Source organism: Vibrio sp. 5S239, assembly GCF_041439575.1.
Classification (GTDB): Bacteria; Pseudomonadota; Gammaproteobacteria; order Enterobacterales; family Vibrionaceae; genus Vibrio; species Vibrio kanaloae.
In genome coordinates this window covers 1-13,670 of the sequence record NZ_JBGOOM010000007.1, presented here as the reverse complement: position 1 = coordinate 13,670, position 13,670 = coordinate 1, and the positions used below count along the sequence as shown (strand labels likewise).

The window sequence follows — 13,670 nt, the reverse complement described above, 5'->3', positions numbered from 1 at the left end:
CTGTTAGGAGGAAGTATTTTGAAAGATAGATCACACGCCAATAATAAAGTGATGTGATAGATGCGCTCTACTTCAATTTTCTATTAAATTTTTAATCCATTTCCTTGTTTTTATCCGATAGAGCGAACCGCCCCATTTAATCACCTCTTCAGTTAAGAACAGCAAATACACCCACTCAGGCGTGAACTTCAGATAAATTGCAGCGATCGCTGCCAATGGAATACCGATAACCCACTGAGCAATCAAGTCTTGATAGAGACAAAACTTAACATCCCCTCCAGCTCTCAGTACCCCTACAATGACCGTCATCGGAATTGAGCGAAGCACAATCCCTACGCTTAGAATCAGAATAAATTTTTCCGAAAGAGCTCTGGTTTCCTCAGTCAAAGCGCTAAACGAATTCAGTATTGGTGTTTGCATAAAGTAGAGAAAAATCGCAACAGCAATACTGGTCAAGAAACACAAAATCGTTAAGCCCAAAGCTTGATAGTAAACCGCTTCATTGTGCTTAGCGCCAAGTTGATTGCCGACCAAAACCGCAGCCGCATTCGACATGCCAATCAATAGGCTCAATGAGATAGACTCAACCGGCGTCATGACTGACAGTGCAGCCAAGCCTTGAACGCCCGATTGTCCCATGATTGCGTGATAAACAAAAAGACCACCAGCCCAAGCTAAGAAATTAAACGTCGTCGGTAACGATAATTTCAAGAAACGAACCACTTTCTCAACGGTCGCTGCCGCTTTTATATCGCAGAATTTAAAGGCTAATAAATGCTTAGATAAATAAAGGTAACCAAACAAGGTCGCCACCTCAATAACCCCACTCATTACCGTCGCAATCGCAGCGCCTTTAATTCCAAGAGCAGGAAAGCCCAAATTACCGAAGATCAGCACCCAGTTTAAGAACACATTAGAAAGGATACCAATACCACTAAAGAAAGTACTGAGCCCCGGCTTATGCATCGCTCTCAAGCCAACAGCCATGCTGCTAACACACGATACCGCCAACATGCTAAATGAGGTGATAACGATGTATTCCATACCCAAATTAATGACTTCTTGAGAGTCTGTGGTCACGCCCATGATTTGCGCAGGGAAAGAGACAAAGAAAACAATAGTCAGTAACGCAAACAACGTCGAGACCAACCACGTTAGTGCCGTGCTTTCTCTCACACCTTGTTTGTCGCCCGCTCCCCAATATTGTGCTGTCAACAATGCGCCACCCGTGGTCACACCCACCAACATAATGGTGGTCACGAACATAGCACGGCTTGCGACACCGACTGCGGCAATGTCTGCTTCTCCAAGCTGACCCAACATCAACACATCCACTAACCCTCGGCTTGAAAACATAATGCTCTGCAAAGTGATAGGCAAAGCAATCGCAATAAGCCTACGAACAAAATCACCGCGAGTGTGATGAAGAATGGAAGAGAGCAACATAGAGATACCTAAACGGAACGTATTGATGAATAAAGATAAATATCGCGCTATTATATCAATGTTCGGTTTTTAACCACAGAGATAAATGGAGTAACAATGAAGAAAGTACTGGTTTTAGGCGCTTCTGGATATGTTGGTTCACAACTCCTCCCTCTCCTTCTTGAACAAGGCTACCAAGTCACTGCAGCAGCAAGACATATCGACTATTTAAAGGCACGGACCGAGCCTCACGAAAACTTATCACTTGAGTATCTTGATCTGGCCGATCAAGCTGCGACACAAGCCTTAGTCCCAGACTTTGATCTTATCTTCTTCCTTGTCCACGGGATGGCGGAAGGCCACGACTTCATTGATTACGAACTCAGCTTGGCGCGTAACTTTATTGCAGCGCTTGGGCCGAAGAATCAACACGTTATCTATCTCAGCTCTCTTCAGCCTCAAACCGGTGATTCAGAACACCTTCAAGCCAGAAAGAAAACTGGAGAACTGCTCCGAAAAGGGTCTGTTCCGGTGACTGAACTCCAAGCAGGTGTGATTATTGGCCCCGGCTCTGCTGCATTCGAGATCATGCGAGACTTCGTTTACAACCTACCAATCATGATTGCGCCAAAATGGGTCGACTCGAAAGCCAACCCTATCGCCTTAAAGAACCTTAATCATTACCTACTCAAACTCGCACAATACACACCAAGTGATAATCAAATCTTTGAGGTGGGCGGTCCAGACATTGTCTCTTACCGCAACCAGTTTGCACATATTGCCAAAACGGCCGATCGACCACTGAGGCTTTGGGCTACATCCCTGCTAACACCTAAAATCGCCTCCTATTGGTTAGGCGTGGTAACTTCTGTCCCTTCAAATATAGGCAGAGCACTTCTTGCAGGTTTAAAGCATGACTTTATTGCTAGTTCGACGCCCATAAGAGAAATGTACCCTCAGAAACTTATCTCCTTCGAAAGCATGGTTGAACAAGCCATTCACGCTGAAGGAAATTTCGTTAAAAGTAATGTCTGGGGCTTTGATAAAGCCGCCTTCAAACGATGGCAGGCTGGATACGGGTACTACCCTAAAAAAACAGGCGCAAGTATCAATTCAACTGCATCATTAGAATCACTATGGTATGTCGCACAGCAAATAGGCAGCCCTAAGCAGGGTTACTTCTTTGCTAATGCTCTATGGCGCACACGCGAATGGTTAGATGTTCTGTTCGGTGGCGGTATACCCGTTCGACAAATGCCTGAAAGCCCAAACTTAAAAGTGGGTGACAAAATCGATTCGTGGAAAGTGATCCGTTGCGAAGAGAATCAGTTCTTATCTCTGCTTTTCGGAATGAAGGGCCCAGGTTTAGGGCGACTCGAGATTACCGTTTCTGACCACGGTGATTCTCGCGAGCTGAACATCTCGGCTTGGTGGCATCCAAAGGGCTTTCTAGGATTACTGTATTGGTTTGCGATGATGCCAGCTCACCTGTTTATTTTTAAAGGCATGGTGAAGGCGATTGAGAAGCAGGCACAAGAGCAGATGCGAGATTCGGATGACGGGATGCGAAGAGATTAAAAGCAGGTGCGAGATTCGGGGGACGGGATGCGAAAAGACTAAACAGCAAATTTGCGACACGCGCTATGAGAGGCAAAAAAAAGAGCGGATAATTCCGCTCTTCGTATCCCGAATCCGCTACTAGCCAATAAAGCTAATTGGAATCTCAGCCAATTGATTGCCTTGGTTTGCAGGATAAACGATATATTCACCGTGGTACTTCACCGCAGACTTGTAGTCCGTCACTTTGTGAAGCATAAAACCCGCTTCCATCGCCGCTTGAATAAACTCAGCGTGGTTTCCGCGAACAAACCAGTTCATTGGCTTAACCATCAACTCGCCGTCGAAAGAGTCGTCACACTGTTTGCCACACAAGGCAAATGAGTGCTCACCATCGGTAAAGAATTGGATTTTTCCACCAGTGGTTAGCTCGTCTTCGCTTGATACGCTCCAACCCATCTCGTACATCTTGTCCATAAACGCTTCAACATCGCAGTCTTTTAGCGCTTTCGGCTCCTCGCCTTCAGGGAAAAACTGACCGTAGAAAGCAGAGATACGTTTGAAGGTAAAGGTTAAATCAGAGTTGTTACCCTTTGAGCGCCCCTGCTTTTGCCAGCGAACTAAGTCCGGCACAATCACGCGATCGTAAGATTGAGCCTTAATCGCTTTGGTTACCCAACGAACAAGGTAAAGGTTGTTTGCAATAGGTGCGTCAATCGCTTTACCTGACTTATGCAGAGCGTATAACTCACCTAGCGCATCATTCACTAACTTCTGAATTTCAATATAGTATTTTGACATTATGCCTTCTTTCCTAATGTCCAATATAGTAATGCTGACATTACTGCACACGCAGCCATTACCATAGCCATAGACCCAGCACTGTCACTTGGTAGCATCGCAACGATCGCTCCAACGACAGAGCCAGTACCAAATCTTAATGTTCCCGCAAGCGATGAAGCCGTGCCTGCCATGTTTGGATAACCACTTAGCAATAGACCCATGGAGTTACTGCCAATTGTAGAAATAGTACCGATAAACAGCATCACAAACGGCACAATACCCCAAAGCCCGAGATCCAATGCCCAACCGGCCATTAAACCCACGCCAGCCAGTAATTGAATGACCAACGCTGTTCTTAGCATGGTATGAGAACCGACCTTTTTAACGATTCGACCATTGATTGTCGTCATTAGAATCATCGCAACAATGTTCAGGCCAAACAGATAACCGAACAGGTCAGGGCGTACGCCATAAATATCAATGTAGACAAAAGAACCCGCGGTTAAGAATGCAAACATCCCAGAGAACGAGAACGCACCCGAGAAAATCAGGCCCATAGCGGTCGGGTTTTTACATAAACGAGCATAATTGCGAATCGTCGTTTTAAAGCGCAGTGGCTGGCGATTATCAACAGACAGTGTCTCAGGGATTTTGATTATTACCGCGAGAATCACAATCACCGCAAAAATAGCCAAGACCCAAAAGATTGAACGCCAGCCGAACCACAATGCCAAGTAACCACCAATCATAGGTGCGATAAGTGGCGCAACCGTCATCACCAAGGTAACGAACGACATCGTTCTTGCGAAATCTTCACGGTCAAACATATCACGCACAACGGCTTGGATAATGACCGCCGCCGCCGCCCCTGCAAAACCTTGAGCAGTACGAACTAACGTTAACGCTTCAATGCCATGAGTAGTGGCACTCACAACAGACGCAATCGCAAAGAAGAAGACACCAATCAGTAGAACTGGCTTTCGACCATAACTGTCGGCTAATGGACCATGTAACAACTGACCTAACGCAAAACCTGCGGTGTACGCTGTGAGTGTGATTTGTACTTCACCCGCTGTTACGCCGAGATCTTTGGCGATCGTTGGCATTGCGGGCAGGTACATATCGATGGCGAGTGGTGTCAGTGCACCAATCGCACCCAGAACCAAAAATAGCATCCAACCTAACTGAGGAGTTTGTGGTTGTGAATTTGGGGTCTGTTGGGTAGACGTTTGCATAACTCTCCGACTAAGTACGAGGTTTATGTGAGCAGGAACATTCGCACAACAATACACGAATATGGGCATAACAATAACAAATAGGAATAATGGCTGAAACGGTCCTAGTACCAGTCAACATCATCAGCCGACGCTATCCTTAGTCGGCTACATCTTACGACAGAAAAGACTACTTCCAGATAGAGTCGACTTCTTCTTGCGTTAGGTAACGGTATTCACCTAATTCTAAAGATTCGTCCATCTCAATTTCGCCAATACGCTCACGGTGTAGTGCTTCTACCTTGTTACCAAGCGCCGCAAACATACGTTTTACTTGGTGGTATTTGCCTTCGTGAATCGTTAAAAGCACTTCACGCTCTGCACGAACATCAAGATGTGCAGGAAGTGTTAGGTTATCTTCACTCTTAAGCTGAATACCTTCTTTGAACTTCTCAACGTAGTCAGCTTCAACAGGATCAACCAACCACACACGGTATGTTTTTTCGCACTTGTGCTTTGGCGACGTGATGCGGTGAGACCACTTACCATCGTCAGTAATCAATACAAGACCAGTGGTATCAACATCGAGACGACCTGCAAAGTGCAGCTTGTCCATTTTGATTTCATCAAGCAATTCAAACGCAATACGATTTGCGCCATCTTCATGCGAACAGACAAAGCCTTCTGGCTTATACAGCATGATATAACGTGGACCGTGAACATGCAGTTCATTCCCTTGCCATTCTACCACGCACTCTTCAGTTACCTTAAGTGAGCCGCTTTTTTGAATGACATCATTAACTGTCACTGCTTTTGATTTTAATAAGTGTGTTGCTTCTCTTCGCGTGACGCCTAATGCATCGCACAGAAATTTATCTAAACGCATGAATACCTCAACTAATCTAAGTCAGGTATTATAGTCACCTTTGCTCAATTAGTTGAGCTATTTCACACTATTTGTTTTTCATTTTACAAGATGCGATATGTATACACTCCGCCCGTACCAAGCTGACTCCGTAAAATCAGTGATTCATTACTTCAGAAAACACCAAACTCCAGCGGTTTTGGTACTGCCAACCGGGGCAGGCAAAAGCCTTGTAATTGCTGAATTAGCAAGGCTTGCGAAGGGCCGCGTTCTGGTGCTGGCTCACGTTAAAGAGCTGGTAGAGCAAAATCATGAAAAATATGAAGGTTATGGGTTAAAAGGCTCAATTTTTTCTGCGGGTTTAGGCCGCAAAGAGACCGACCAACAAGTGGTATTCGCGTCGGTTCAATCCGTGGTTCGCAATCTCGATTCATTCTCCAATCAATTTTCACTTTTAGTTATCGATGAATGCCACCGTGTGCCTGACGAAAAGAATAGTAGCTACCAGAAAGTAATCACTCACTTACGTGAAAATAATTCGGGAATTAAGGTGCTTGGATTAACAGCGACCCCTTATCGTCTTGGTATGGGATGGATTTATCAATATCACACCCGCGGTCAAGTGCGTTCAGACGAGCCACGTTTCTTTCGAGACTGTATCTTTGAGCTGCCCATTCGTTACCTACTTGATGAAGGCTTCTTAACCCCTGCCCGCATGATAGATGCGCCAGTATTGAGTTACGACTTCTCGCAATTAAAGCCCGCGAGCACTGGTCGCTACAAAGAAGCAGAACTCGACATGGTGATCGAGCAATCGAAACGAGCGACCCCGCAGATTGTCGACCAAATCATTCACCTAGCCCAAGACAAACTAGGCATCATGGTATTCGCTGCGACCGTTCGACACGCGCAAGAGATCCTCGGCTTATTGCCAGAAGGTGAAGCATCGCTTGTCATTGGAGACACACCTACGTTAGAACGCGACCAAATCATCAATGACTTCAAAGAACGTAGAATCAAATTCTTGGTCAACGTGTCAGTTTTGACAACAGGTTTTGATGCACCGCATGTCGATTTAATAGCCATATTGCGCCCCACAGAGTCCATCAGCTTATACCAACAAATCGTAGGCCGTGGCTTACGTTTATCTCCAGGCAAGAAAGAGTGTTTGGTGCTCGATTACGCGGGCAACAGCTATGACCTTTACCAACCAGAAGTCGGCGATCCTAAACCCGATTCAGACAGTGAGATCATTACTATTCCCTGCCCTGCTTGTGGCTTCAACAACAATTTTTGGGGCAAACTAGACAGTAATGGCTTCTTACTCGAACATTTTGGTCGTAAATGCCAAGGCTACTTTACCGATGAAGACACGGGCGAACGCGAACACTGTAACTATCGCTTCCGAGCGAAATATTGTGGTGAGTGTGGTGCGGACAACGACATTGCCGCGCGAATTTGTCATGAGTGCGATGCAACTCTGGTTGACCCAGACAAAAAGCTTAAAGAAGCACTCAACCTAAAAGATGCCTTGGTGTTTGAGTGTCTGGAAATGGATCTCAACGTGCTTAAAGACGACAAAGGCAAATCACAACTTAAAGTCACCTACCGCGGCGAAAACCAGGCACAAGTACATGAATTTTGGTCATTAACCACCAAGAAGCAAAAGCAAAATTTTAAGGATCAGTTTGTTCGCCCCCACCTTGCCGACAGACACAGGCCATTTGAAGAGTCCTCACCTACAAAAGTGGTCGCTCACCAACATAGATTCCGCCCTCCTCAATTCGTGATTGCACGCAAAGTTGGGCGCTTTTGGAAAATGAGGGACAAGATATTCGAAGACGAACTCCAACATCGCTAGCGTATCACTTTCCAAGAGCCTAAATCTCAGAATGAATCTGGTTCATTTTCTATTCAGAATAACTTTTTTATACTGCAGGCTATCAACCTTCCCAAGGATTCGCTATGTTTAATAAAACTATGATTTCTTTGTTTTCTTTAAGCTTAGGCTTACTGGTTTCTGTTGGCGTATGGGCTGATTCAGCTCATAACGGCCATGACCTTGTACAAGATGTCCATAAAGCAGGAACTCGTATCGAATTTGAAGAAGATCAAGATGAAGTCTATGACGCTGTACGAGCAGGGTATATTCGTCCTTTCTCAGAAATGTACGCAGCGGTCGAAAATGATCTGCACGGCAGAATTATAAAAGTAGAGCTAGAAGAAGACGATGACGTCTGGGTCTATGAGCTGAAAATCAATTTTCAAAACAACATTATCAAAGTTGAATACAATGCTGAAACATTAGAGATGCTGATGATAAAAGGTCGCAACTTTAAAGAAGCTATCAAAAACGACCATCACTAGTAGGCGCTGAAAAGTTAACCAGCGATATCAGCAAGATTTAGCCTAAAAATAAGAAGAAGAACCCGTCATGAAAATTTTAGTCGTTGAAGACGAGCCGCGTTTGGGACAACAGATTATTGAAACACTCGAGGAAGCCGACTGGGTTCCAGAACTTTCTCGAGATGGGATCGATGCACTTTACCGAGCAACATCAGAAGCATGGGACGCGATCGTTCTTGATTTAGGTTTACCAAAGCTTGATGGGCTAACAATATTAAAAGGCATTCGAGATGAAAACATCAATACACCAGTTATTATCTTGAGCGCTCGTGACACCCTAACTCAGCGTGTAGAAGGATTAAACGCAGGGGCCGACGATTACATCACTAAGCCTTTCGAAATGGTTGAGCTAATCGCTCGGATTCGAACTCAACTACGTCGAGCATCTGGTAGTGCATCGCCTATCCTTCAGATTGGTGACTTAAGCTTAGACACTCGCAGCTCTAAAGTGCTGTGGCAAGGGCAAGCTGTAAGCCTGACAGCATTAGAATATAAAGTTGTTGCTTACTTTATGCATAATCAGAACAAAGTCATATCTCGTACTGAGCTCATTGAACATATTTACAAACAAGACTTCGACCGTGACTCCAACACTGTCGAAGTATTTATTGGTCGTATTCGTAAAAAAATCGCGCCGAAGATCATCAAAACGGTTCGTGGGCTTGGTTACCAATTAAATGCCGAGTAACACTCTCAATATAAGTGGACAGCCTATTCAGATCATTGTACTTATGACGAATAGAAACTGGCTGGTAATAAATGAATTTAAAAAGAAAGACACTTAAAAATACCAGCCTAAAAAGCCGCTTGCTCCTTGCCGCGGCTTTTTGGCTTGGTGCCATGATATTAGCAGCAGGTATCGGTATACCAAAGCTGGTTAACGACTACCTCGTCGATGACATGAAACAACAGCTTGGCTTAACCATGGATGAGCTAACAGCCAATATCGAAACCAATAATCATGGAGCACTGATAATGGCTGAGCGCCTTTCAGACCCCAGATTAAACCAACCTTACAGCGGCATCTATTGGCGCGCATCAACTCAAGATCAAATCATTCGTTCTCGCTCGCTATGGGACAAAGACCTCACTATAAAACGGTCACCGATAAATACGTCAGTCAAAGGGCCTAAAGAGGAGAAGCTGATCTATATTGAGCAAGATATCTACCTTCCCGAGCTAAGTGACCCCGTCACTATAACTATAGGCATGAATGACAATTCATTAGAATCGACACTCAATCAGCTCACAGGGCAAGTGTGGCTGATATTAATTCTATTATTCGTTGGTGTTTTATTGTTGATTGGTATTCAAGTCAGTTGGTCTCTACTTCCTCTGAATAAGATGCAACGAGAGTTAGCATTACTAAGAAAGGGTGAACAACAAGGCTTAAGCGATAATTACCCAAAAGAAGTGTCACCATTAGTGTCCGATCTCAATGCCTTACTCTTCCATTATCAAGAATTGTTAGAGCGAGCTCGTAACCACGCAGGCAACCTTTCTCACGCCTTAAAAACACCACTATCAGTTCTCAAAAATGAAATAGAAAGGCTTCCCGATGATGAAAAGAAACTCTTACAGGAACCTATCCATCAAATTCAAAGCCAAATAGATTACCACCTTGGCCGTGCACGTATGGCAGGCGCAATGAACATCCTTTCCGTTAAGTCGTCGCCTTGTGAACGTGTCGAGGCAATTGCGATGGCGTTTGACAAAGTCTATGCCGACAATGACGTAACCATGGTCAACGAACTGGATTTAGAACTTGATGTCGCAGTTGAAAAAACCGACCTCGATGAGATGCTCGGAAACCTGCTCGAGAACAGCTATAAATGGGCACGTAGTATTATTCGAGTGCACGCCAAGGAACTTACTGGCGGCAATGTTGAATTAATTGTAGAGGATGACGGACAAGGTATCCCTGAAGAAAAACTCGAACAGGTAACGAAGCGAGGTGTTCGTCTTGACGAAACTACACCAGGAACAGGACTTGGGCTTAATATTGTGAATGAGATGGCTCACAGTTATCGAGGCAGTCTAACACTCCGTAAAAGCTCTATGGGTGGCTTAAGAGCCTCTCTAATCCTAAAGGTTTCTCAGACTCGTTAGAACCTCGATACCGGTTATTGAGTAAAGTTGGTAACTATTACTGTCTAATTCTACCTTTAACCAAAGAGGGTGAATTCTATTTTCCAAATAGCCCGACATTTGAAAGACAGACCAAACATCATCGACATAAGCGAACACTTTATCGACAAACAAATTTTTTAGCCCTCTAAATTAGCAATCAAAAAGGATCTTACTTGCTCAATTAATTATGTGATGTTAGTATCCGCGCTCGCTTAAGCATGATCTCGTTTATGCTTAAGCATTGCCACATACTCAAGGTCGCATTGAGGTGTGAAGTTAATTTTTACTAATTTGAGAGTAAAACTATGAAATTTGAAGCAGTAGTACGTACTGAACTAGGTAAAGGTGCGAGCCGCCGCCTACGTCACGCTGGTAAATTCCCAGCTGTAATCTACGGTGGCGAAGCAGCAGCTGTAGCTATCGAACTTGTTCACGCTGACGTGATCAACCAAATGGATAAGCCTGAATTCTACGAAACAATCACTCTAGTGATTGACGGCGCAGAAGTTAAGGTTAAACCGCAAGACGTTCAACGTCACGCGTTCAAGCCTAAAGTTGAGCACATGGACTTCATCCGTATCTAATTCCCTACCAAGGAATAAGATTGGATAAATCCAAGCCTTCTGCATAGAAAAGATAATCGATCTTACCAATCGAAAAATCTAGAAATTCGAAACCCCGATGCTACCAACATCGGGGTTTCACCGTTTTTGAGCCCTCAAAAACGTCATAAATCTCGCGCAATACACTGAAAATAATCAACTTTCCTCTTCCCCACTTTATCCCAGTTTTGCTTGGGTGGATTAAGGGTGGACTAGCACCTAAAACCTGGAAAATTGAAGTCGGTGCCGATATTTACTGTGGCAGGTTGCCGTCCATTTTTTGCAGCCCCTGAAGGGAGTAACCTAACTACCCGACTTAGAAAGTATGCATCAAAGATAAGCTTAATTTTCCTTAGAGATCGAGATCCTTAGGAGTGCTGACACATCAAATCAAACCTTCCTCCAACTGGTTATGATTCATCAATAATCGCTTTGATGACTTCATCTAGCTATGAGTACAAAATAGAAGAACGGCTACATTCTTTATTTCATAAAATATTTTTTCCAATCCGATTCTTTGATATCTATATGACCTCCATAAAGTGTCACTTATCAACATAAATCAAGGCACCACGTTAAGGTGATTCACGTTGACTATATGAACGAAGCAAAAAGCTAAAACTAAAAGGACTAGATAGAACCTCTAATACTGGTCATACACCTAGCATTAGAAGTCACACCGCTTTTTTATTGAAGGAACAAACTTGTTTCTCGGATTATCGTCAAAAACTAGGTACTTACCATTACTAACAAGAACTTCTAATTGGATGTTTTTGTTACCGCCACCAAGGTATTTTTCGGCCCAGCTTGGCCAAAACTTATAAACACGACCTGTAAATTTAAGTAAGCCTTTTTCGGAGAGTGGCATCATGTTTTGAGCAAAATTTCGCTCAACGACAAACCCTAGGATTCCATTCTTCAACAAAAATTCATCACCAGCGTTACGTCCAACTATTTCCCATCGCTGAGGTTCATTGGTACCGAAGTATTCAGTCGCTAATACTGAAAACGGTTGAAAACAACCACTTTCGATGCGCTCCTTTCTACTACAACTGTACATTAGAACCACACACACCAGCACAATAATCAATTTGTAGTTCATATACCTGCCTCCTATTAGTGTATCAACGCCCCGCGTTAAGTGCTCTGCAAATACGTGCCAAAATGATAGCAAAGCGACACTCAGCCAGTTGCTTTCCATGCAAGCGATGGAGAAGAAAAGATATCAGGACTCATCGAAACCTACCCTGAATACCAAGCCAAAAATGAGATACTACAAATCATGCCTGGGATAGGAAAAATAGCATTAGCGCCGTCCATCAGTAACGTTCCAGAGCTTATTATAACGAAGCACCTTCGTGTGCTTGTAGCTTCATTAGCCATTTACTGCGCCTTTCTATGTCTTACGAAGGTGACAACTAAAGCCACCAACGCCAGTAGCTGAAAAAGCCAAAATAAAGGAATAAGTCCAAATGGCTCAACTAAAAAACCATTTTCATCTACGGATGAGCCGATGATGTTATAAGCAATTAAACACAAAATACCGCTGATACAGAAAAGGACGCTTATTTTATACTTACGGAGAAAATTCATCGGAACCTCAATATTTGAACATCTAAATGTTGGACATTCTTTAAAGGTACATGGTTCCCCCCTATAAGTGTAATAAGGCAGACAAGTTATAATGCGCATAAAGGTGCGAGCAACACTCTCACTTCACTTAATTTGTACACCGTAAGCACGGAACTAAAACCAAAAAAGCCAAGCGTTGGGAATCAGTCTAAAATGAGAAAGATGGTTGTTATCTTAAATTCGATACTAAGAGACGGTGTAATGTGGGATAAAGATAGCGTCAAAAATTAGCTATTGACGCCATTGTCTCTTGTTATGTTCGTACTTTTTTCACCTCTGATCTCAATAAAACAATGTGAGCAACCGAGATTACAGCGATAATAAGTGGAATAAATACCGAAACGAGTGATAGCAAAATGTATATTTGAGACATCATTAGTTTTTCCCCAACACTGCTACTATGCGTCCAACCTGCTAAATGACCATCTGCAAAAAGCCCAAAAGAACCATAATAGTAAATTGGATACATTAACGCTGACTCTTTCCAATAACCTTTCTGCAAGTACCTAATTGAAACTCCAGAAATCAGGAATGCTAGTAGGCCACCAAACACTATAAACATAAAATCTGAAGGATATTTGAACGCCGTCCCCAAAAAACTCCCTTTTGAAACTAAACCCGCGATAATCATTCCCAAAATGAACGTGATCATAGCGTTTGTTAATCTTAGCTCTTTCATATTGCCCTCCGCTCGAACAGTATGAAATAGTCTCAGAAAGAAAATGTATAAAAAAGACTCAAGCTCGACTCATATCTCTTTTTTTAACGATGGGCAGAACTCTTCGGTGTACGCTGGATTACGATGTTTAGCCATAAATCACCTCTCAATTAGACCCTAGATCTAACTTAGTAAAGTATCTACTAAACGTGGGGGACTCGGAAACATAACGCCGCGTTAAGTGGTGAGCAACGCCAACCACCCTGCCTAAACCATTGTGACATAAACACTCAACCCAAAGTAAGCCGAAAATGCCGAGCGTGCCAAATCCCTCTTAAACGCTTTGTATGGATAATAAGCACTCCAATCGGGTAAGGTGAGACCCAGACTTTAGCTGC

13 protein-coding genes and 2 pseudogenes are annotated in these 13,670 nt (G+C 43.6%); 8 read left to right on the top strand and 7 right to left on the bottom strand.

What is annotated here, in order from left to right; all coding sequences use genetic code 11:
- Positions 1-72 precede the first annotated feature (72 nt).
- Positions 73-1,446, bottom strand: a complete 1,374-nt coding sequence (locus ACED48_RS07640) for an MATE family efflux transporter (RefSeq protein ID WP_017057569.1) — start codon at positions 1,444-1,446, stop codon at positions 73-75.
- A gap of 96 nt (positions 1,447-1,542) precedes the next feature.
- Between ACED48_RS07640 and ACED48_RS07635 the strand changes: the two genes are divergently transcribed.
- Complete coding sequence (locus ACED48_RS07635; protein ID WP_017057570.1) at positions 1,543-3,003, top strand: DUF2867 domain-containing protein; 1,461 nt, start codon at positions 1,543-1,545, stop codon at positions 3,001-3,003.
- A 120-nt stretch (positions 3,004-3,123) separates the two neighbouring features.
- On the opposite strand, the gene ACED48_RS07630 is transcribed toward ACED48_RS07635, so the two are convergent.
- The 3 genes from ACED48_RS07630 to rsuA form a co-directional block, all read right to left on the bottom strand.
- Positions 3,124-3,783, bottom strand: a complete 660-nt coding sequence (locus ACED48_RS07630) for a DUF2913 family protein (RefSeq protein ID WP_017057571.1) — start codon at positions 3,781-3,783, stop codon at positions 3,124-3,126.
- Positions 3,783-5,000: a Bcr/CflA family multidrug efflux MFS transporter gene (locus ACED48_RS07625; protein WP_017057572.1), complete on the bottom strand. Its 1,218-nt coding sequence runs from the start codon at positions 4,998-5,000 to the stop codon at positions 3,783-3,785. Before ACED48_RS07625 ends, ACED48_RS07630 begins: the two co-directional genes overlap by 1 nt.
- A 169-nt stretch (positions 5,001-5,169) precedes the next feature.
- Positions 5,170-5,865 (bottom strand): 16S rRNA pseudouridine(516) synthase RsuA, encoded by a 696-nt coding sequence (gene rsuA, locus ACED48_RS07620; RefSeq protein ID WP_017057573.1) that lies wholly within the window; start codon positions 5,863-5,865, stop codon positions 5,170-5,172.
- 97 nt (positions 5,866-5,962) lie between these two features.
- On the opposite strand from rsuA, the gene ACED48_RS07615 reads away from it, so the two are divergent.
- The 5 genes from ACED48_RS07615 to rplY all read left to right on the top strand — a co-directional run bounded on the left by ACED48_RS07615 (position 5,963) and on the right by rplY (position 10,964).
- Entirely contained in the window at positions 5,963-7,705 is a 1,743-nt protein-coding gene (locus ACED48_RS07615; RefSeq protein WP_017057574.1) for a DEAD/DEAH box helicase, read from the top strand.
- Between the two features lie 104 nt (positions 7,706-7,809).
- Complete coding sequence (locus ACED48_RS07610; RefSeq protein ID WP_017057575.1) at positions 7,810-8,211, top strand: PepSY domain-containing protein; 402 nt, start codon at positions 7,810-7,812, stop codon at positions 8,209-8,211.
- 67 nt (positions 8,212-8,278) lie between these two features.
- Positions 8,279-8,938, top strand: a complete 660-nt coding sequence (locus tag ACED48_RS07605) for a response regulator transcription factor (RefSeq protein WP_017057576.1) — start codon at positions 8,279-8,281, stop codon at positions 8,936-8,938.
- 71 nt (positions 8,939-9,009) lie between these two features.
- Positions 9,010-10,359, top strand: a complete 1,350-nt coding sequence (locus tag ACED48_RS07600; protein ID WP_017057577.1) for an ATP-binding protein — start codon at positions 9,010-9,012, stop codon at positions 10,357-10,359.
- 326 nt (positions 10,360-10,685) lie between these two features.
- Entirely contained in the window at positions 10,686-10,964 is a 279-nt protein-coding gene (gene rplY, locus ACED48_RS07595) for a 50S ribosomal protein L25 (RefSeq protein ID WP_009847093.1), read from the top strand.
- A gap of 685 nt (positions 10,965-11,649) precedes the next feature.
- Here rplY and ACED48_RS07590 read toward each other — a convergent pair.
- Positions 11,650-12,084, bottom strand: coding sequence for a hypothetical protein (locus ACED48_RS07590; RefSeq protein WP_017057578.1), 435 nt, complete (start codon positions 12,082-12,084; stop codon positions 11,650-11,652).
- 111 nt (positions 12,085-12,195) lie between these two features.
- On the opposite strand from ACED48_RS07590, the pseudogene ACED48_RS07585 reads away from it, so the two are divergent.
- A pseudogene (locus ACED48_RS07585) lies at positions 12,196-12,321 on the top strand (IS110 family transposase); the annotation flags it as partial.
- A 44-nt stretch (positions 12,322-12,365) separates the two neighbouring features.
- Here ACED48_RS07585 and ACED48_RS07580 read toward each other — a convergent pair.
- Complete coding sequence (locus ACED48_RS07580) at positions 12,366-12,575, bottom strand: DUF3955 domain-containing protein (protein ID WP_017057579.1); 210 nt, start codon at positions 12,573-12,575, stop codon at positions 12,366-12,368.
- A gap of 156 nt (positions 12,576-12,731) precedes the next feature.
- On the opposite strand from ACED48_RS07580, the pseudogene ACED48_RS07575 reads away from it, so the two are divergent.
- Positions 12,732-12,845 (top strand): annotated as a pseudogene (locus ACED48_RS07575) (IS110 family transposase); the annotation flags it as partial.
- A 22-nt stretch (positions 12,846-12,867) separates the two neighbouring features.
- Here ACED48_RS07575 and ACED48_RS07570 read toward each other — a convergent pair.
- The gene (locus ACED48_RS07570) at positions 12,868-13,293 is read right to left on the bottom strand and encodes a hypothetical protein (protein WP_017057580.1); all 426 of its coding nucleotides are present in this window, start codon (positions 13,291-13,293) and stop codon (positions 12,868-12,870) included.
- Between the last annotated feature and the right edge of the window lie 377 nt (positions 13,294-13,670).

Bases quoted from the DNA above. Each gene is read 5' to 3' on its own strand.
- ACED48_RS07580 (WP_017057579.1), bottom strand. From the start codon at position 12,575: ATGAATTTTCTCCGTAAGTATAAAATAAGCGTCCTTTTCTGTATCAGC.
- ACED48_RS07625 (WP_017057572.1), bottom strand. From the start codon at position 5,000: ATGCAAACGTCTACCCAACAGACCCCAAATTCACAACCACAAACTCCT.
- ACED48_RS07615 (WP_017057574.1), top strand. From the start codon at position 5,963: ATGTATACACTCCGCCCGTACCAAGCTGACTCCGTAAAATCAGTGATT.
- ACED48_RS07570 (WP_017057580.1), bottom strand. From the start codon at position 13,293: ATGAAAGAGCTAAGATTAACAAACGCTATGATCACGTTCATTTTGGGA.
- ACED48_RS07640 (WP_017057569.1), bottom strand. From the start codon at position 1,446: ATGTTGCTCTCTTCCATTCTTCATCACACTCGCGGTGATTTTGTTCGT.
- ACED48_RS07605 (WP_017057576.1), top strand. From the start codon at position 8,279: ATGAAAATTTTAGTCGTTGAAGACGAGCCGCGTTTGGGACAACAGATT.
- ACED48_RS07635 (WP_017057570.1), top strand. From the start codon at position 1,543: ATGAAGAAAGTACTGGTTTTAGGCGCTTCTGGATATGTTGGTTCACAA.
- ACED48_RS07600 (WP_017057577.1), top strand. From the start codon at position 9,010: ATGAATTTAAAAAGAAAGACACTTAAAAATACCAGCCTAAAAAGCCGC.
- ACED48_RS07610 (WP_017057575.1), top strand. From the start codon at position 7,810: ATGTTTAATAAAACTATGATTTCTTTGTTTTCTTTAAGCTTAGGCTTA.
- rplY (WP_009847093.1), top strand. From the start codon at position 10,686: ATGAAATTTGAAGCAGTAGTACGTACTGAACTAGGTAAAGGTGCGAGC.
- ACED48_RS07630 (WP_017057571.1), bottom strand. From the start codon at position 3,783: ATGTCAAAATACTATATTGAAATTCAGAAGTTAGTGAATGATGCGCTA.
- ACED48_RS07590 (WP_017057578.1), bottom strand. From the start codon at position 12,084: ATGAACTACAAATTGATTATTGTGCTGGTGTGTGTGGTTCTAATGTAC.
- rsuA (WP_017057573.1), bottom strand. From the start codon at position 5,865: ATGCGTTTAGATAAATTTCTGTGCGATGCATTAGGCGTCACGCGAAGA.